Here is a 19,629-nt window from a genome sequence, read left to right as displayed (position 1 = left end):
ATGCAATAAAGACTCTATGTAAGTATACTTATTCTTGTTTGAGAAAACTACACGAATCCAACATCCGTACAAAGTGAACACTTTTCTTCGTTGTTATCTTAACCCACTGTAATCTGCATGTTTTAGTATTAACCGAAAATAATAAAATTGACCCCCACAATCTGGAAGGCAGTAGATTTCAAATGTAAACATGTTACACTATTTTTATATCCTGTCATTGGAGGAATGCAATCTATGGATCTCACTGTTCAAGACGTTGTACTTCATCTTTTAGATAACATTGAACTGCCGGAAAACACGGTGGATCAGCTTATCACCGGTTCACTTGACTGTAAGGTCACAGGTATTGTCATCGCTTTTATGCCCACACAATATGTGATTGAACAAGCCATACAGCAAGGCGCTAACTTAATCATTGCGCATGAATCTCCGTTCTATAACCATCACAGTCAGACGGATTGGCTTGCAACTGATTCGGTGTATACGGACAAAAGAAAGTTAATTGACGAAGCAGGCATCTCCATCTATCGATGTCATGATATCATCCACCGCTTCCAACCGGATGGCATTACCGAAGGACTGATTCAGGCCTTGGGATGGTCCTCTTATGTGGAGCAACGAGTACCGGAAGCAGACATCCTTACTTTTCCGGAAGCAAGCACTGCCCAAGCTATTGCTCACCATGTGAAACGTTGCCTTGGGATCGATTATGTCCGCGTTGCAGGCAATCCCGACATAGTCTGTAGACACGCAGCGGTATTGGTTGGTTTTCGTGGCAACGGCTCTGTGACGATTCCCTTGATTCAGAACAAACAATTGGATCTGATCATCGCTGGAGAAGGATTCGAATGGGAGACACCGGAATATATCCGTGATGCTGTGCAACAAGGCAAGTCCAAAGCACTCATCATGTTGGGGCATGCCGAGAGCGAGGCTCCGGGAATGAATCTATTGGCAGACAGATTGGCAGAACAATTCACAGAACTGTCCGTTCATTATGTAGGTGAACGACCTGTGTACACTGTGATCTGATCATGCGATCGAGTGGATTAGTTTGGTATGGATTGTTTTGGAGAGGTGTTTAGCTGAATTGTTCAAATCTCATTGCCCCTACCCTGGAACTCTACATCTGTTGTGTGTTCTAGGGTCGAGTCAGCAAACTCTCTTTCATCTTGGCTGGCTCTTAGGACAAATTCTTAGATAGTTAGTAACGAACCTGACACACTCTATTTAGTGAATATTTGCCGATTTTCAAAACTAACGAATTGTAGACACGTTATTCCTCCGTTTCGACTCATTATCCATACTTTCCTACCTGCCTTAGCCCGATTAAGATGGCTGAGGTTCCTTAGATTTCTCAATTCAATCGAATCAATACAATAAGGTGTCGCTGGTTCGTTAGAGATCATGCTCATTAAAAATGAGTATTCCCGCACATATACCGCGCATCTCTTCATGCCCCAACTGGATTTCCCTGGTTCTTTATTGTACTCTAGATGCTGTGACTTCAAAGCTCAGGACATTTGTCCTTGGCGTTTGTGGTGAGTTTGTCATTAAATAGAAGTCGAAGTAATTGAATAAGGAGCGTACATATGAAAGGAATTATTTTTGCATTACTGGGTGGCGCGTGTATCACGCTCCAAGGTGTTGCCAATGCTCGGATTAGTACCGACATGGGCACATGGCAGGCCGCTACGATTACACAATTGACAGGATTCATCTTAGCGGCGTTGATCCTAATGTTCGTTAGAGACATTAACCTTCAAGGACTCAAACAAGTTAAACCCATGTACCTGGCTGGAGGTGCTTTTGGCGCCATCATCATTTTCAGCGAAGTAACGGCCATTCAGCAAATTGGGGTGACGTTCACGATCTCTGCCCTGCTCATTGCTCAGCTGTTCCTGACTTTTCTCGTGGATAGTAACGGATGGTTTGGTGTAGTGAAACAAAAGATGAAACTGCCGCAATTTCTGGGCATTGCCTTGATGATCACAGGTGTCATCATTATGAAACTGTAGCTTTTCTAGAATATAGTCAGGGGTGAACAAGAGCGTGGAAGAGATTCATGATGAGCAACAATTAATACATTATCTGAAGCAATATCAACTCGAAAAGGTATTTCACGAGCCCCTGCGTCCCCATATGACATTATGTCACTTCGAGAAGTGTGAATTGATCTGTCGTGAAGGGGAAGCCTCCGAATATTTATACGTGTTGGTCGAGGGTAAAATCAAGATCTTCACCACCTCCGCTCAGGACAAAACACTCGTGCTTTGCTTCAAGACACCGCTTGAAGTCGTCGGTGACATTGAATATGTCCGTGAAAGTGATATTGTCAACACAGTTCAGGCCGTGTCACCTGTGGTGATGCTTCGGATTCATTATCAATGGCTCGCTGAGCTTGCCGGCGATTATGCACCTTTACTTAAATTTTTGCTCAAAATCATCTCACACAAGTTCTATATTGATTCGAACTTCTCCAACTTCAACCTGATGTATCCCGTTGAGGTTCGGCTAGCCAGCTACCTTCTCTCCATCTCGACGGAAGAAGCTGGTAGCGTCGTTCATGAAGATCTGGACGCGTTCAATCTGACCGACATTGCGAATCTGATCGGCACCAGTTACCGACACCTGAACAGGGTCATCCAAAAGCTCTGTGCAGACGGATTGATTGAACGACATCAGGGATTGATTATGATTAAAAACCGTGCGGGTCTGCGCGAAATAGCAGGTCACAATATTTATGAATAAGGAGTTCGACAAAAACATGTTAATTACAGGGATTTCGCTTGCGCTCTTGGCAGGAGCACTTGTCAGTCTGCAAACCATATTTAATAGCAAAGTCAATGAACGCACCGGTTCATGGTCCACAACAACGTTGGTGCTTTTCACCGGATTCATTGCCTCGTTCCTCATCTCTCTGCTTGTGGAGGGCAAGAATACATTCAGCTTTCAGCATATGCAACCGTGGTATTGGCTCAGTGGTGCCATCGGCGTTGGTGTCGTCTTCTGTCTCGTACAAGGTATGAAGCTGCTTGGCCCCACGTATGCCATCTCGATCGTGCTGACATCCCAACTTAGCTTCGCCCTTTTGTTTGACTCCATGGGGTGGCTCGGTCTGGAGCAAATTCCTTTCTCGTGGAATCAACTGCTCGGTGTGCTTGTCATTGTCGGCGGAATTGTGTTATTCAAGTTCGGTGGGGGGAACTCGGAAAAATCAGATCCGTCAGATACATCTGACAAGTCGCCCGGCTCCCTGCAATCCAACTCTTAAAATAACTAAAAAGAGTGTCCGTCCAATCCCGGAGATTGGTCAGACACTCTTTTTATGCAATCAAACCACGTATCGTGCAGCTTGCTTACTCTGCGAACTCTACGTTGTGGTACACCTGTTGAACATCTTCAAGGTCTTCGAGCGCATCGATCAGTTTCTCGAACTGAGCTTGTGCATCCTCTGGAAGTTCAATATGGTTCTGTGCAAGCATCGTCAGCTCGGCTACCGTGAACTCCGTGATACCGGCTGCTTTGAATGCTTCCTGTACAGCGTGGAATTGATCCGGTTCTGCATATACAATGACAGCATCATCTTCGTCCACGATATCACGTACATCTACGTCTGCTTCAAGCAGAAGTTCAAGTACTTCCTCGGAGTTTTTGCCTTCTATACCGATAACCGCTGTAGGATCAAACATGTAAGCAACAGAACCGCTGACACCCATGTTTCCGGCGTTTTTGTTAAACGCAGAGCGTACTTCCGGCGCTGTACGATTTACGTTGTTGGTAAGTGCATCCACGATGACCATCGCACCATTCGGTCCGAAGCCTTCATAACGCAACTCTTCATAGTTCTCATCCCCGCTGCCTTTTGCTTTTTCCATCGCACGATCAATAATGGCTTTGGGTACATTATACGTTTTGGCACGTTCCAGCACGACTTTCAGTGCACGGTTCGCTTCCGGGTCCGGTTCGCCCTTCTTGGCAGCTACATAGATCTCAACGCCGAATTTAGCGTAGACCCGGCTCGTATTTGCATCTTTTGAAGCTTTTTTTTCCTTGATATTATTCCACTTACGACCCATATCGTTTCCGCTCACTTTCAACATGTAATCTGCTTTCTACTATGCCATTATATCTTGTTGAGCGTACTTCAACAAGTTAATACACACGAAATAATGGGAATAACTGCGGTGATTATCCATCTCCGCTTGAAGTTTGGCCACAGTTTTTTCTCTCATAAATCTCTCAGCAGTAACTAAGGTTACCTCTATTATCTCCATATATAACAGACAAGAAGCACCCCATAAAGGAATGCTTCCGCCCTAAGTCAGTCCTAATTTCAGTTCATCTTACCCGGTCCATTAAGCGTGAAATTGTCGACCATCCAAGACTTCAGGAACATAGCCTGCACGAATGACAAAGTCACCGAAATGTTCACCTTCATTGCGCTCTCTGGCATATTGGTTCACCATTGGTGCCAACGTGTCCAGAATCTCGGTTTCGCCAATGTTTTCTTTGTAAAGTTTATTCAGGCGATGTCCAGTGAAGCTGCCACCGAGATACATGTTGTATTTCCCAGGTGCTTTACCGATAAATGAAATCTCCGCCAGCATCGGTCTTGCACATCCGTTCGGGCAGCCCGTCATGCGAATGACAATCTCTTCGTCTCTCAGCCCGGCTTCGTCCAGTACTGGCTCCAGTTTGTCGATCAGAGACGGCAAATAACGTTCTGACTCAGCCATCGCAAGGCCGCAGGTTGGAAGCGCAACACAAGCCATCGAACTTCTGCGCAGCGCAGAGTAATGTGCCCCATCCGTCAGATTGTATTGCTGAATCAGCGCTTCAATCTTTTTCTTCTTCTGGCTGCTAATGTTACCGATGATCAGATTTTGATTGGCAGTCAGACGGAAATCACCCGTATGCACTTTGGCAATCTCACGTAAACCCGTCATGAGAGGATATCCATCCACATCCTTGACACGACCATTCTGAATGAACAGCGTGTAGTGCCATCTACCATTATTGCCTTTTACCCAACCATATCGATCTCCGTTTGACTCAAAATGATATGGACGTGCCGCATCCAGTTTCCATCCCAGACGGCTGGTCAGCTCTTCGACAAACCATTCCACACCGCGATCATCCAGCGTATATTTGAAACGAGCATGTTTACGAACTGCACGATCTCCATAATCACGCTGAATCATAACTGTTTTCTCTGCAACATCAATCATTTGCTCCGGAGTACAGAAACCAATGACTTTGGACACCTGAGGATAGGTTTTGGCATCACCATGAGACATGCCCATCCCGCCGCCAACGGAAACGTTGAATCCTTGCAGCTTCCCGTTCTCCACAATAGCAATAAAGCCAAGATCCTGTGAATAAACATCCACATCATTGGATGGTGGTACAGCAATACCGATCTTGAACTTACGAGGCAAATACACTTTGCCATAGATTGGTTCAACTTCTTCGTCAGAGTCCTGCGAATCAATCACTTTCTCGCCGTCCAGCCACAGCTCATGATAAGCCCGCGTGCGAGGGTCCAAATGATTACTTACTTGACATGCCCACTCATACACTTCAGCATGCACATCGGATTGATTCGGATTCGGGTTACACATCACGTTACGGTTTACGTCACCGCACGCAGCCAGTGTGCTTAGCAACGAATCGTTCACTTCACGAATGGTGTTCTTAAGATCCCACTTCAGTACACCATGCAGTTGGAAAGACTGACGTGTGGTCAGACGAATGGTCTGATTCGCATATTTATGTGCCACTCTGTCCATCATCAACCACTGCTCCGGGGTTACAATTCCACCGGAAGCACGTACACGCAGCATAAATTGATATGCTGGCTCCAGCTTGGATTTGTGACGCTCGTTACGCAGGTCACGATCATCCTGCATATAACTGCCGTGGTGTTTCATCAGACGATTGTCGTCCTCTGGAATTGCACCCGTGATGCGATCAGCCAACGTTTCGGTCAGGCTTCCACGCAAGTAATCACTTTTGATCTTTATATCTTCCACATCGCTATTCGTGCGCTGTGGGTTAAGTAAGTTATTATAAACCATGCTGCTTTCTCCTCTCGTCTCTGCGGGATGGTGCAATCCGGCTAAGCCGGTAATAATTAATAGACGTCCCGCTGATAACGTTTCTCCTGCTGCAACCGTGTCAGATATTCCGATGCCTGCTCAGGTGATAATCCACCTTCTTGTTCAAGAATCGTGGTGAGCGCAGCATGCACATCATGTGCCATTTTTTTCTCATCACCACAGATATATACACTCGCACCTTCCTGAAGCCACTGGTACAATTCTTTGCTGTGTTCCAACATACGATGTTGTACATACACCTTCTGTTCCGTATCACGTGAGAAGGCTACATCCATCTTCGTGAGCACACCATCTTTGAGCCAACGCTGCCATTCCGTCTGGTACAAGAAGTCGGTGGAGAAATGTTGATCTCCGTAGAACAGCCATGTCTTGCCTTCTGCGCCTGTTTCTTCACGCTCACCAAGGAAGGATCTGAACGGTGCTACGCCTGTACCTGGGCCAACCATAATGATCGGCGTATCCGGGTTCTCAGGAAGCTTGAAATTCGGGTTATGCTGTATATATACAGGCAGGGTGTCGCCAGCTTCGATTCGTTCAGCCAGATGTACCGAGCATACACCGTAACGTTCTCTGCCACGCGCTTCATAACGTACCGTACGAACGGTAAGATGAACTTCATCCGGGAAAGATTTCGAACTACTCGCTATCGAATACAGACGTGCCGGAATTTTGCGAAGTACAGCTACAAATTCTGCAGCAGGAATACCTTTCAGATCATAATCATGAACCAGATCCAGCAGATCACAGCTATTCATGACTGTGCGGAATTCGGAATCATCTGCGAGTAACGCAGTCAAGCCACTCCCCGGATTCAGTTTCGCAAGTTGTTCCACGACCGGTTTCGTTACCGCTGTAATCTCAAAATAACGCAGCAACGCTTCGTACACAGATGCCTGATCCCCGTTTTTATTCACGGTCACGCGCTCATCTGCATTCCATCCCATGGCTGCAATCAATTCATCGACAAGACGCGGGTGATTCTCAGGGAATACCCCAAGGCTGTCACCAGGCTCGTAATCTAGGCTGGAGCCTTCCAAGGACAATTCAATATGGCGTGTTTCACGGTCTGATCCTCTGCCATTCAGATTGAGATTCTCCAATACTTCAGCCTTGAACGGATTCGTGCGATCATATTCGGATTGCCCGCCGCTCAACGCAGCTGTAACAGCCTCAGTAGTTACCGTGCTCGCAGCAGCAGATGTGCTACTTAAGGAAGCCAGCACTTCATTCATCCACTCCGCAGCCGGTTCATCAAAATCAACATCACAGTCTACACGCGGTACAAGTGCTGTACCACCCAACTCCTGCAATCGTGTATCGAAGTCCTTACCTGTCTGACAAAAGAACTCATAAGAGGTATCTCCAAGAGCCAACACCGAGTAGCGAAGCCCTTCGAGCTTCGGAGCCCGTTTGCTGTTCAGGAATTCATGCAGGGGAATCGCATTATCCGGCGGTTCTCCCTCGCCATGCGTACTGACGATGATGAGGAGATTTTCAATTTTCTTGAGTCCGTTCGGTTTGAAATCTCCCATCGATGACAACGTTACCTGAAGACCTTGCTCTTCAAGTTTCTTGGCCAGCTTCTTCGATAGGCCGCTGGAATTCCCGGTTTGTGAACCGAAGAGCACGGTAACTTCGCGGGATACTGGCGTAGCACTTTCAGGTGCGACACCTGTAGTTGGTGCAGCCTGTACCAGGTTCGCTGGAACCGCTATTGTTGCGCTTGCCTGAATTGCTGCAATATATCCGCTCAACCAAGTCCGTTGTCCATCGGTCAATGTAGGAATAAGACGATTAAGCAGTTCAACTTGTTCTTGATTAAAAGGGCTGTTTGTCACTTGAAGTTCCACTGTTTGCCACCTCGCGCATTGCTTCGATTTTAATTCCGACTAAAATTATCATATTAATTTAATTTCTTCTCTTTAAAACCTAACACACCGGGTGTTGAGGGTCAATTTCAATGATTTTATAGCATTTATCAGTTTCACTGATAAAGGACAAAAAACAACAAATACCCTCCTTTTGAGATCAAGGAAGGTTTTGATTTATTTTTCATTGGACGGTCAGCTCAAGTTGAAGTTGAAAGTGGAATATAGTCCCTAAAATGATCTCCCAGCACGCTGCTTTTATCTCCGTATACTCTGTCCAAATGATTTTCTCCCCACATACATATGCGATCAATGATGTCCTGTAGTGTCAGGCCATATTCGGTCAGCTCATACTCTACCTTGGGCGGAATCTCAGGATGAATAATTCGATGGATGATTTCATTCTTTTCCAAATCACGAAGCTGCTGGGTAAGGACCTTCTGGGTAATGCCAGGAATGGCCCTGCGAAGTTCACTGGTTCGTTTTTTACCTGATATCAGTTGATGCAGGATAAGAATCCTCCATTTTCCACCGACCAGTTCCAGCATCGCCTGCACACCACTCTCATATTTTTTCATTTCTTGTTCCACTTGTACTCCCCCATAATTCACATATATGTATATCCATTATTAAAAGTAACCGAAGAACCTCAAGGTTTCTACAGCACTCGAAGGTGCGTACTTCTCAATAAGATGTCATGAAACTTATAATAACATTGGTCAGAATGTTTAACCAAAAAAAAGAAAAAAGGATGGTTACTCCTACATGAAAGTTAAACTGGTCGTTACTCACCCAAGACAGGATTCCCTAACATTTGCCGTAATGAATCGTTTTATAGAAGGTATGCAGGAGAATTCCCATGAAATTGATATCCTCGATCTCTATCATGACGGATTCGATCCATTATATGGTGTAGAAGATGAGCGAGACTGGCAAAATCCCGATAAACAGCATGCCCCTGTAATTCGCAAAGAGCTGGATCGTGTGCTTGCGGCTGATGCCATTGTATTTGTTTTCCCGATCTGGTGGTATAACGTTCCCTCCATGCTCAAAGCTTATCTGGACAAGGTATGGAATATGGGGCTGCTCAACAAGGCAAACTCCAAAAAAGCACTGTGGATTGCACTAGCCGGGGGAACGGAGGCTTCATTCCATAAATACGACTATTACAACATGATTTCCAATTATCTGAATAACGGGATCGCGGGTTATGCAAGAATGCAGGAATCCCGAGTCGAATTTCTCTATGAAACGATTTCAGAATCCAAAGAACATATCGCAGATTTGCTGGAACAAGCCTATCAAATTGGTAAACACTACAATTAATAGCTCTTCACTGATAGTACAACTAACAACTGCAAAAAGATAGGAAGTAACTCGTTCGTTGAGTAAACAACTCTCCCCATGGCAGGCGCATAATCAAGAAGGCTTACTCCAACCTGGGTCCCAGGTCAAAGTAAGCCTTCTTTTTCATACACTACGATTCTGGTGTAACCTTACTTATTCCATACCAATTTGCTCATCATCGCATATAGCAGCGTAGCCGATTCAGCTCGTGTCGCTTCACCAAGTGGTTTCACCTCACCGTTGTACCCATGAGCGATGCCCAGATCCACAAGTAAGGCCACACTATCCCGGGCATAAGAGCGAATCTCGGAAGCATCGCGGAAACGAGTCAGTTTATCCGTTGCAGCTGTCTCGGCGTCAACCAGACCAGCGGCTGCAAGTGCTCTAACTGTCAACGTCATCATCTCCTGACGAGTGATCGTGAACTCTGGCAGGAAGCGCCCGTCACCAGTACCACTGGTGATACCTAGTGAACGCGCAGCTGTAACCGCTTCGTAATATGGAGCCTTTTCGTTTACATCCGTAAACGCATTCCCGGAAGAAGCATTCAAGCCGAGCGCAGTCATCAACCATTGCATGTATTGACCGCGAGTCATCTCCTGTTTTGGATGCAACCGGGTGGAATCCCCACTTGCTTCGGCATCAATCACACCTCGGACTGCCAATGCCTCCATCGCTTTCTTGGACCACTGCACTTCTGCAAGATCTGCGAATGCCTGCTCCACAGACACAACAGCATAATTTCCTGTGAGTGACGTTACGGAAAATACAAGCTGCCCGCTGTTTGGATCGTAGTAACTTTGCGGCAATGGACTTGCCACACCGTTCGCGCCAATGACAAATGCAACAATCCGATCCTGCTGAACATTTTGAGAAGATGGGAAAGGCAGATGAAGTTTGAATCCGCTTTGCAATGGCCATGGTTGACCATCCAGTTGAAGCTCAAGCTGGACTCCATATTGCGTGCCAAGCTGATCTGCCACTGTTTTTGGTAACTCTGTTCTGACCAATCGGATGGATGCCATTCCATCACCAACGATGTCCTTCGTTAACAGTGACGCGGGAAGTTCCAACATGCCCAGCTCTGTAACCATGTTGAACACGTGGGACTCACCCTGATCTATCAACGCAGAGGCAGGCAGAGATACTTCATATGCTGTTGCTCCCGAAACCGGCTTCAACCGAAGTTCGACCAAGCGCTTACCCACATCTGTTACAGGGGCAACTTCGAAAGCATCTTTGATCGTTGTAGCATCCACGTTGGACTGCACTACACCTTTCTGGTCAGGCTGTGCCTGCAACTCCAGAACAGAACGGTCTTTCTCCGGTTTAGGTTGTGGTGCAGCATTCCCTGCACCTGGGCTAACACCTTCTGATTGTCCGCCATTGTTGCTTGAACCTGAACTACTCCCTGAATTTCCACCGGAGTTGCCGCCCGGGTTGCTACCCGAACCAGGGTCCGATCCTCCTGGGGAAGAAACAGATGCAGGCACCTTCACCGTCAAAGGTACAGTCAGGGCTCTTGTGTCGTCAGAAATTCGAGTGATTTCCAACTCCAGTATTACTGTTGTTTCCTTAGAAGGTGGGACAATCGTTCCATCCGTCTGAATGACGGACGGTAACGAACTGGAAGCGATCTTCACCGTGAAACCTTGCGGCACGGATGGCAACTTCATTTTTTTCGCACCTACTGAAGGTTGTTCCAGTGCTGTAATGCCTGTAGCTACATCGGCAGCAGTCTGCTGAGCCGTATGCACCTGGTATGCGGAAGATACACCTCTCACCGATTGCCCTGTCGCATCCAAAGCTTCCACTTTGTAATAATATTCCGTGCCAGGGTTCAGTTCACTGTCCGTGTACTCCCGTCCATTGCCGCTATAGACCACCTTGTACTCACCTTGCTCACGATCTGAGCGGTAGAGCTTGTAGCTTGCTGCTCCAAGATGAGCATCCCAATGAAGCGTTGCACTCGTTGAATTCACCGCATCCGCATTGAGACCAGCACTGTCATTAACAGGTGGCATAGCATCTGGCTGAACGATCATTATCCAACTAATCATCGGGTCCTGTGATGCCGTATTGCGCACGGTTAACTCCAGTTTGTTGTCCGACACAATGATGCCTTTGTGTGCTCTAACACTGGCAGGCGTAAACGTAACAGCCCCGGTATTCGTGCCATTGATGATGAAATTGGCTCTGCGCGATGCATTCGTCCACGGATCGTTGAATCCCGCGTACACATCATATGTTCCATTCGGTACATCAAATCTGTAGGTTAAGTCTGTGCCTTTTGGAGAATTGCTGACATTGCCCCCGTTTAGATAACGTACGGTCGAGAAAATATCTCCGCCATTAGAGCCGGATGACAGTGCGTCTGCGCTGGTGTATCCCCAATTGCGACCCTCTGCCGGAGCGTACATCTGGTCTGCCGTTCCCGGGTTGGCCAGTGTTCCTTTCATATACGCACCCATAAGATTGTAATCAGTCGTTTCGTACCCTCCGCTGTTCACAAAATATAGGGCATTCTCTGGAATGACGTTTACACGAACCGCCTGCTTTTTGTTGTTATATTCCGGTGTCGTTACCTGTAACGTGAGGGGTCCTGGCTTAGCAAAATCTTCTGCCGTCATGGCCCGGTTATCGATCGTCCACACTGCTGGCGTTGACACCAGTTCACCACCGTCGCGAACGTTCAATGTCGTTGGAAGAGATGGTACTTTGCCAAGCGCCACGGCTTCCGGCAACGGATCAGCGATATCCACCTTGCCCATCGAATTCAGCAGATCCGGTGTCCAACTGTTATACCACTTGATCGCAATGTCGGAGCCTATTCCAAACTCAATGGGCAAGAACACGTATTTTGCAGCATCATTCGAGAAATTGCCACCATTCCACGTATCCCCAACGTAAATGAATTTGCCTTTTTCCGGATCTACCGGAATGACGGATGTGGTCTGTGTGCCGAAAGCCTTGCCTGGATCGGGATCACTCGGCAACGTGCGCACGAACGGATTGGTCTGCGTTGACCACGGGCCAAAAATGTTATCCGCCACCGTCACTTTGTTTTCGTTAGGGGCCCATCCGGAAGCTCCGGAAGTCAAAATATAATATTTCCCCTGATACTTAAACATCGCTGGTGCTTCGCGTTGCCCTCCAGGGAACACACGCACGTAATCTACGCCATATTCAGCCTGATAGGTCGAGTCACGAACCGGATTACCTTTGTCATCCGTTCGTCCTTCCTTATGCCACCCAGTTACGTCACTGTAGTCTTCATTCAGTTTGGAGATATAGAGTGTCAGGTTTTCTTCACTCGAGTAGATCAGATAACCGGTACCATCATCATCCTTGAACAACGTCATGTCACGTGCCATGCCCTTATCGCTTGGGAAGTAATCTTTCTCCCCTTCCGGAGCTCTGTCCATCCGGTAACTCTTCTGATACACAAAAGGCCCTGTTGGAGAGTCACTGATCGCATAACCGGCCCGTGCCTTACCGTAGTTCGCATTATCGTTATACGGGTCCTTGTCACCGTCCATGTGAGCCCACATCACGTATTTCTTTGTTTTGTCGTTGTAGATGACCTTCGGTCGTTCAATGATCCGTCCTTTGCGAATATCTGCCCAGATATCCACGCGGTCCTCACGCCCCGCATACAATTTGGAGATTAACGGGTCATGGTCAAAATCATCCATGGATTGAAGTGTCGACAGAGCCATGCCCTCATCTGTCCAGTTCATCAGATCCTTGGAGGAATACACACGCACCCCAACAGCTGGCCAGCCGCCCTTATGATATTCACCATACCAATAATAGGTCTCCGTCTGTTCATCGTAGAAAAACCCAGCCCCATGCGCATCAATCGGTTGACCGTCCAGACCTGGCCACAATTGCCCTGGTGTAATGCTTGTGCGAACTGTGGCAACACCCAACGGTGCGGATGCTGGAGAAGTTACGCCGTCCACGGTCGCCTGGATAATGTAAAAATATCCTGTGCCCATCGTCAGACCACTATCGTTAAACGTACTTTCATTCCCACTATAGACCTGCTGATACGTACCCGCAGCACTGGTAGACCTAGAGAGCGTATACGTTACATCAGATCCAGTAAGAGCATTCCACCCCAGAGAGATAGATGTATCCCTAACAGCTGTTGCAGCAAAATCTGTAGGAGAGTCAATGGAGTACGTCGTGGCTTCTGCAACAGTGAATGCTGACTCCCCAGCTGCATTGAAGGCTGTTACACGATAGTTGTAGCTGGTGCCAGGCTCGAGTTCCTGATCTGTATAAGTGAGCCCCTTCCCTTCATAGATCTGCTCGTATTGCTCACTGCCAGCTTCGGCCCGAACCACGCGGTAACCCGTTGACTTGTCCACGGCCGACCATGATAACTTCACGTTCGTTGCGTTGAGTGCTTCGGCCTTCAATTCGCTCGGAGCCTGAGGGGCGGTCGCTGAAGTTCGTACTTCCAACGGCGAGGACCACAAGGACTCGGTCAGACCTCCGTATTCATAGGCGAGTTTGTAATAGTAGACCGTATCCCCGCTTAATCCTTCATCTGTGTGTCCCAAAGTTCCGGTGTTGGTTACCAGGGAATAGCCCCCTTCAGGCGTGTTGGAACGGTACAGGCGATAGCCTGATGCACCCACGAGTTCAGACCATTGCAGGGAAACCGATGACGCCGTCTGCTCGGCAATAGAGAGCTGAGTATTGTTCTCCGGCGGTCGATCGGCAATGATCACGTCATCTGCATGTACCGATTGCCACTTATTCCGAATGCCCACGGTACCTGAACCGTATGTAGGATCGACCAGATCGAATATCAACCGATCGGAGCCGTTTTCGGCGATATACCCTCGAATGGTTGTACCTGATAACACCACTTTGAGGGTATACCATGTATTCTTGGCAAATGCATAGTCCACCGTTTTCAAAGTGGTATCTGATCCGTTCACCCTTTTTGAGAAAACGAGCTTATTATTGGGAACCTGCATTTGAAAATAGTAAAAGTTGCTCTTATCCTGAAACCGCGGCAATATTCCCGGATATCCTTGACCGTTCCCCGTGTAAAAGCGCATGGACACGGTCATGTCCGACATGGATTCTCCAGTAGAGATGATGCCTTCATTGGTATCGCTCTGGAAAAGTGTGAAGTTCGACGTATCTGTCGGGTCCGTGATCACTTCCCAGTTGCCTGAACTTACGTTCCAAGCAGGTGATTCCGTGTAATCCCCATCCGAAAAATCGTCCTGCAGCAACGTGGCGGGTATACTCCCCAGATCGGCATACGCTTTACTTGGTAGCATCAACGGTCCGGAAGACAGCGCAAGTGTTGCAGATAACATGAATATCATGGGTTTCCTGAGTTTATCCAATGTTCATTCTCTCCTTTGGCGTGAAAGATGAAAGCATGGTTCTTAAAGACGCGATGTTGTTGCTCAGCCTATCCTCTGGAACCGGCGGTCAGTACAAAAGCAGGGTCCACCTCCTTATTTTAATGAAACCGGTTTCATTAAAGAGTAAAAAAAGACCCGTCTTCCCTTCTAAGTGCAAAATGGTACCCATACGGAATACCGTGTCTTCTTCGCCCCTATGCAGTGAAACAGGTTACTAACATATAAATGTAATCGCTTTCTTGAATTATATTATTGCCTTATTCAAGCTGTCAACTGTGAATTGGGCACCAACATTTTTCGTTAAAACCAAGCAAAAAAAGCGCGAGTTCTGCCTGTTTTGCAAGCAAAATTCGCGCCTTTTCTCACCGCTCGAGCTTGTTCGCAAGCTCTCTCGTATTATTAGTGCGTGACTTTTGAACAACCTTTATTTAGAAAACTTTCGTTGTCCATGACTCACAGTTCCACGTCTCTGTAACTACATCACGGTAGAATTCCGGTTCGTGGGAAATCAGAAGAATACTGCCTTTGTAAGCCTTGAGCGCACGTTTCAACTCTTCCTTGGCATCAACGTCCAGATGGTTCGTCGGCTCATCGAGTACAAGCAGGTTGGTTTCGTTATTGATCAACTTACAGAGACGCACTTTGGCTTTCTCGCCACCACTGAGTACAGCTACCTTGCTCTCAATGTGTTTTGTTGTCAAACCACATTTTGCAAGTGCAGCACGCACTTCGAATTGGGTATATGAAGGGAACTCCTGCCAGATCTCTTCAATACACGTATTGTAGTTGGCATCCTTCATCTCTTGTTGGAAGTAACCAATCTCCAGATGTTCACCGCGTTGAACGGTTCCTTCCAGCGCCTGAATTTCACCCAGAATACTGCGCATCAAGGTTGTTTTACCGATTCCGTTTGCACCAACGAGGGCGATCTTCTGTCCCCGTTCCATACGCAGATCCAGTGGTCTGGACAACGGTTCGTTATAACCAATCACAAGACCTTTGGTTTCGAAAATGAGCTTGCCAGACGTTCTTGCATCACGGAAGTTGAACTGTGGTTTCGGTTTTTCCTTGGCAATCTCGATAACTTCCATCTTGTCGAGTTTCTTCTGTCTGGACATTGCCATGTTACGGGTTGCCACACTTGCTTTGTTCCGGGCTACAAAGTCCTTGAGGTCAGCAATTTCTTGTTGTTGGCGCTTGTAAGCCGACTCCAGCTGCTGTTTTCTCATCTCATGCACTTCCTGGAAGTGATCATAATCGCCCACATAACGGGTCAGATCCTGATTCTCCATGTGGTAGATCAAGTTGATAACACTGTTCAGGAACGGAATATCGTGTGAGATCAGAATAAAAGCATTCTCATATTCCTGCAAATAGCGTTTCAGCCATTCGATATGCAATTCATCCAGATAGTTCGTAGGCTCATCAAGGAGCAGAATATCCGGTTTTTCCAGCAGCAGCTTGGCAAGCAGTACTTTGGTACGCTGTCCACCACTAAGGTCATTGACGTCTTTATCCAGACCGATATCCGTCAGACCCAGACCACGTGCGGTTTCATCCACCTTGGCATCGATCATGTAGAAATCCTGGTTAGTCAGTGTATCCTGGATCGTGCCCACGTCTTCAAGAAGTTGTTCAAGCTCCTCGGGAGTTACATCGCCCATTTTGCCATACATATCATTCATTTCCTGTTCCATGTCGAACAAATACTGGAACGCGCCGCGAAGCACGTCACGGATGGATTGGCCTTTGTTCAATACAGCATGCTGGTCCAAATAACCAACACGCATCCGTTTGGACCACTCCACTTTGCCTTCATCCGGCTGAAGTTTTCCTGTAATAATGTTCATGAAGGTGGATTTACCTTCACCATTAGCCCCGATCAGACCAATATGTTCGCCCTTCAACAGGCGGAATGAAACGTCGTTAAAGATAGCACGGTCACCAAAACCGTGACTTAATTTTTCTACATTTAATATGCTCATTCATGACACCTTTTCTATATAGACTTAATTCTTTGTATATTATAAGCGTTATATCCTGCACAACTCAACGCCCTATTCAAAAATATTGCACCTTTTTGTCTGAAATTTGCCTTATATGAAAGTATGGGTTAAAATTTTGCCTTAACGAATTATTACTATATAGAACGGAGCTCTTCAAAGAGCATCAGGTGAAAAATATGATCGAAGTGAAACAATCCAAGTTGGGTGATGGTGGTGAGTTTAACCGCGGGGTCTTTGCTACCGTTGATATTGCGAAAGGAACGCTGATCCATCAGGCACCCGTCGTGCCTTACCCGAATGAAGATCATGAGCATGTCGAAAAAACGATTTTGGAAGATTACGTATTCGAATATGGGGCGAATCATACCGCCATTCTGCTCGGCTACGGCAGTCTGATCAACCACTCCTATGAACCTAACGCTACCTATGATATCAATTTTGATAACCACACCTTTGACTTCTACGCGTATACAGACATCAAGGCTGGCGAAGAAATCGTCATCAATTACAACGGTGAGGAAGACAGCATGGACCCGTTATGGTTCCTGGACGATTACGAGGAGCGTATGCTGGAGTTCAATAAGTCCAATGATGATGAGGGTGAAAAAGAGACCAACCCCCAATCCCAGGATACGGATACGAGTAAATAAACGTTAAACTCAAAAGTTCTGTCGTTGTAAATGCGAAAAAACTTGCGCCCCCGGTGAATTGTAAAATGAACACCTGGAATACTCTTCAGGGTGCAAAGTTTAAGCACGGAAATAAGCAAGCCCTCCGTGAACGGAAGACTTGCTTATTTGTGTTGTATTTCTTGGTAAGCGAGATATACTTGCTCAAATATCATTGTTTAGCGTGCATCTTAACTTGTTTTAATCCGTAATCGGAGGATCTGTGTGCAGATCAGTATCGGGTGGCGTGGATCTCCATTTGGTAAAGGCTACCTCGAACCCTGCACGCTTCGGTGAACACAGAAATGGGCCTGCGTGTTTATTCGTCGGATAGGCGAACCGTGCAACGCGAATCGTACGCCAAGGATGCTCATCTGTACGAGCCCGAATGACAACAGCCTCATTACTGTACGAGGCTCTGATCGTCACAATTCGTCCACCCCACTCAGGTACAGGAGATAGGGACCAATCCGAATATGTATCCGTCACGACAGCTCCAACATGAGCAACACCGTCATTAACCTCAACTCCGGCCTTGATCCATTGATCTTCTCCGTGCCATAACATCAACCCCGCCTGATCATATAATTCGGTGAATGAACTTAGATCAAAAGATACCTCAATCGCTTCCGTTCCGTCCCATGGAGCAAGTATGGCGTGTCCATCCCGATGACAGAACCCATAGAATGTTTCCTCCCAGAAGTCACTGCCTTCCCGAGCTTCCACAACGAAACGATCCCCATCCATCCGTGCGGCAACGGGTTCCTTCGTCCACTTGCCTTCAAGAAGTCCTACAAAATCCGATGACATCGTTATTTTCATCCTTCCGTCCCAAGGGGCTTTTATCATCATTTCTACACTAGAGAACCCAGGTCCGATGCAGCAGTAGGATATGCAAAATTCATGGTGTTTAACTGATCGATAGTCAGATCGAACTGAATCGCCATTGCAAAAAGGTTGATCAATTCTTCTGTCTTGCCCCCGAGCACATGCGCACCCAGAATGCAACCGGTTGATTTGTCGATCACCACTTTGGCCATGGCAAATTTTTCATGAGTTCTTTTGTAAGTATACCATTTCGACATATCATTTACCTGCACCTCATAGCCCTCTTTTTTGGCTTGTTCCGTGCTCATCCCTACAGAACCAAGTGCTGGGACAGTAAACACAATGGAAGGCATCACTTTATAATTGGGTTTGTGTTGATTTCCCTCCAACAAATTGAACGATACTGCCCGGGATTCCTGGCCTGCTAACGGGGTCAAAGGCAACCCTTTCGTATCGGTTACATCGCCAGCAGCATACACTCTCGGATTACTTTCGCTTTGCAAATACTCGTTCACCGTAATACCCTTTTTGCTGTAGCTAACGTTGCCTTTCTCCAATTCCAGCCCATCCACATTGGGAATACGCCCGGCTCCATGAACGACAAGTCCGCACTGCCACTGGTGATCTGCACCATTGCGTGTGCCATGAACGATATAGGCGTTCCCCTCTTGCCGTACGGACTTCACCTCTGCGTTCAAATGAACATGAATGCCGATCTCTTTCGATTTTTGCATTAAAGATTCAACCAGTTCCGCATCAAATGATTTCAGCGGCTGTTCACTCCGATGCAGGATATGGACTTCCGTCCCGGCTCTGGCCGCAATATGCGCAAATTCAAATGCAATGTATCCACCGCCTATCAGCACTAATCGATCAGGCAGCTGTTCCAGATCCAGAAAGTCATCACTATATATCAGATGCTCTGATCCCTCGATTTCAAGTGGTGCAGGTCTTGCACCAGTAGCAATCAGAATGTGTTTGCCATGAAGCACTTCTTCTCCAACTTGAATATGGTCTTCATCGACGAATGAAGCTTTACCATGGAACGTATCCATTCCTTCTTGTTTGAATTTATCCTCACTTGCTCTAGGTATGCTCTCGGTAAAGGTACGTTTAAAGGCCATAAGCTCAGACCAGTTGATAGTCGCCCGTCCCTGAATTCCTTTCCCTTGCATCCGCTCATTCCAGTCAATCAGCTCCGCGGCTCCGGCCAGCACTTTCTTGGGATCACAGCCGCGTAGTGCACAGGTTCCGCCGAACTCACGTTCATCAATTACAGCGATTTTCCAGCCAGCTTCAGCGCAACGGGTAATAACAGAACTTGCCGCGCTTCCTGTTCCAATTGCAATCAAGTCATAAGTTTCTTGTGTCATCATGGTTCCTCCTCATGCTTT

At 47.0% G+C, this 19,629-nt stretch carries 14 protein-coding genes; 6 read left to right on the top strand and 8 right to left on the bottom strand.

Going from position 1 to position 19,629, the window contains the following annotated elements:
- Positions 1–234 precede the first annotated feature (234 nt).
- From MKZ12_RS13425 to MKZ12_RS13410, 4 genes are all read left to right on the top strand, one after another.
- A complete protein-coding gene (locus MKZ12_RS13425) occupies positions 235–1,032 on the top strand; it encodes a Nif3-like dinuclear metal center hexameric protein (protein WP_339260830.1) in 798 nt (265 codons plus the stop codon).
- A gap of 560 nt (positions 1,033–1,592) precedes the next feature.
- Entirely contained in the window at positions 1,593–2,018 is a 426-nt protein-coding gene (locus tag MKZ12_RS13420) for a DMT family transporter (RefSeq protein ID WP_339260829.1), read from the top strand.
- Positions 2,019–2,052: 34 nt separating this feature from the next.
- Complete coding sequence (locus MKZ12_RS13415) at positions 2,053–2,751, top strand: helix-turn-helix domain-containing protein (protein ID WP_339242209.1); 699 nt, start codon at positions 2,053–2,055, stop codon at positions 2,749–2,751.
- Positions 2,744–3,274: a DMT family transporter gene (locus MKZ12_RS13410; protein WP_339260828.1), complete on the top strand. Its 531-nt coding sequence runs from the start codon at positions 2,744–2,746 to the stop codon at positions 3,272–3,274. The genes MKZ12_RS13415 and MKZ12_RS13410 overlap by 8 nt, the downstream gene beginning before the upstream one ends.
- An 85-nt stretch (positions 3,275–3,359) precedes the next feature.
- Here the strand turns inward: MKZ12_RS13410 and MKZ12_RS13405 are convergent, their stop codons facing one another.
- The 4 genes from MKZ12_RS13405 to MKZ12_RS13390 all read right to left on the bottom strand — a co-directional run bounded on the left by MKZ12_RS13405 (position 3,360) and on the right by MKZ12_RS13390 (position 8,580).
- Entirely contained in the window at positions 3,360–4,079 is a 720-nt protein-coding gene (locus MKZ12_RS13405) for a YebC/PmpR family DNA-binding transcriptional regulator (protein WP_249911804.1), read from the bottom strand.
- Between the two features lie 279 nt (positions 4,080–4,358).
- Entirely contained in the window at positions 4,359–6,080 is a 1,722-nt protein-coding gene (cysI, locus tag MKZ12_RS13400; RefSeq protein WP_339260826.1) for an assimilatory sulfite reductase (NADPH) hemoprotein subunit, read from the bottom strand.
- Between the two features lie 56 nt (positions 6,081–6,136).
- A complete protein-coding gene (locus tag MKZ12_RS13395) occupies positions 6,137–7,972 on the bottom strand; it encodes an assimilatory sulfite reductase (NADPH) flavoprotein subunit (protein WP_339260824.1) in 1,836 nt (611 codons plus the stop codon).
- 218 nt (positions 7,973–8,190) lie between these two features.
- On the bottom strand, positions 8,191–8,580 hold the full coding sequence (locus MKZ12_RS13390) for a winged helix-turn-helix transcriptional regulator (protein ID WP_339242202.1): 390 nt from the start codon (positions 8,578–8,580) through the stop codon (positions 8,191–8,193).
- Positions 8,581–8,755: 175 nt separating this feature from the next.
- Here MKZ12_RS13390 and MKZ12_RS13385 point away from each other — a divergent pair, with 175 nt between their 5' ends.
- Positions 8,756–9,316 carry an NAD(P)H oxidoreductase gene (locus tag MKZ12_RS13385; RefSeq protein ID WP_339260823.1) on the top strand — a complete coding sequence of 187 codons (561 nt, stop codon included), beginning with the start codon at positions 8,756–8,758 and terminating at the stop codon, positions 9,314–9,316.
- Between the two features lie 170 nt (positions 9,317–9,486).
- Here the strand turns inward: MKZ12_RS13385 and MKZ12_RS13380 are convergent, their stop codons facing one another.
- Positions 9,487–14,712, bottom strand: coding sequence for a fibronectin type III domain-containing protein (locus MKZ12_RS13380; RefSeq protein ID WP_339260822.1), 5,226 nt, complete (start codon positions 14,710–14,712; stop codon positions 9,487–9,489).
- Positions 14,713–15,161: 449 nt separating this feature from the next.
- Positions 15,162–16,718 (bottom strand): ABC-F family ATP-binding cassette domain-containing protein, encoded by a 1,557-nt coding sequence (locus MKZ12_RS13375; protein ID WP_253434780.1) that lies wholly within the window; start codon positions 16,716–16,718, stop codon positions 15,162–15,164.
- A gap of 197 nt (positions 16,719–16,915) precedes the next feature.
- On the opposite strand from MKZ12_RS13375, the gene MKZ12_RS13370 reads away from it, so the two are divergent.
- Complete coding sequence (locus MKZ12_RS13370) at positions 16,916–17,389, top strand: SET domain-containing protein (RefSeq protein ID WP_339242197.1); 474 nt, start codon at positions 16,916–16,918, stop codon at positions 17,387–17,389.
- A 219-nt stretch (positions 17,390–17,608) separates the two neighbouring features.
- On the opposite strand, the gene MKZ12_RS13365 is transcribed toward MKZ12_RS13370, so the two are convergent.
- The gene (locus MKZ12_RS13365; protein WP_339242195.1) at positions 17,609–18,217 is read right to left on the bottom strand and encodes a DUF1349 domain-containing protein; all 609 of its coding nucleotides are present in this window, start codon (positions 18,215–18,217) and stop codon (positions 17,609–17,611) included.
- A gap of 44 nt (positions 18,218–18,261) precedes the next feature.
- Positions 18,262–19,608, bottom strand: coding sequence for an NAD(P)/FAD-dependent oxidoreductase (locus MKZ12_RS13360; RefSeq protein WP_339261399.1), 1,347 nt, complete (start codon positions 19,606–19,608; stop codon positions 18,262–18,264).
- Between the last annotated feature and the right edge of the window lie 21 nt (positions 19,609–19,629).

This window comes from Paenibacillus sp. FSL R5-0713 (assembly GCF_037973325.1).
In the GTDB taxonomy this organism is placed as follows: Bacteria; Bacillota; Bacilli; order Paenibacillales; family Paenibacillaceae; genus Paenibacillus.
Note: the sequence above shows the minus strand (reverse complement) of the source record. Positions and strands in the feature narration are given on the sequence as shown.

Excerpts from the sequence above, each read along its gene's own strand:
- MKZ12_RS13425 (WP_339260830.1), top strand. The coding sequence starts at position 235 with ATGGATCTCACTGTTCAAGACGTTGTACTTCATCTTTTAGATAACATT.
- MKZ12_RS13420 (WP_339260829.1), top strand. The coding sequence starts at position 1,593 with ATGAAAGGAATTATTTTTGCATTACTGGGTGGCGCGTGTATCACGCTC.
- MKZ12_RS13410 (WP_339260828.1), top strand. The coding sequence starts at position 2,744 with ATGAATAAGGAGTTCGACAAAAACATGTTAATTACAGGGATTTCGCTT.
- MKZ12_RS13405 (WP_249911804.1), bottom strand. The coding sequence starts at position 4,079 with ATGGGTCGTAAGTGGAATAATATCAAGGAAAAAAAAGCTTCAAAAGAT.
- cysI (WP_339260826.1), bottom strand. The coding sequence starts at position 6,080 with ATGGTTTATAATAACTTACTTAACCCACAGCGCACGAATAGCGATGTG.
- MKZ12_RS13385 (WP_339260823.1), top strand. The coding sequence starts at position 8,756 with ATGAAAGTTAAACTGGTCGTTACTCACCCAAGACAGGATTCCCTAACA.
- MKZ12_RS13375 (WP_253434780.1), bottom strand. The coding sequence starts at position 16,718 with ATGAGCATATTAAATGTAGAAAAATTAAGTCACGGTTTTGGTGACCGT.
- MKZ12_RS13370 (WP_339242197.1), top strand. The coding sequence starts at position 16,916 with ATGATCGAAGTGAAACAATCCAAGTTGGGTGATGGTGGTGAGTTTAAC.
- MKZ12_RS13365 (WP_339242195.1), bottom strand. The coding sequence starts at position 18,217 with ATGTCATCGGATTTTGTAGGACTTCTTGAAGGCAAGTGGACGAAGGAA.
- MKZ12_RS13360 (WP_339261399.1), bottom strand. The coding sequence starts at position 19,608 with ATGACACAAGAAACTTATGACTTGATTGCAATTGGAACAGGAAGCGCG.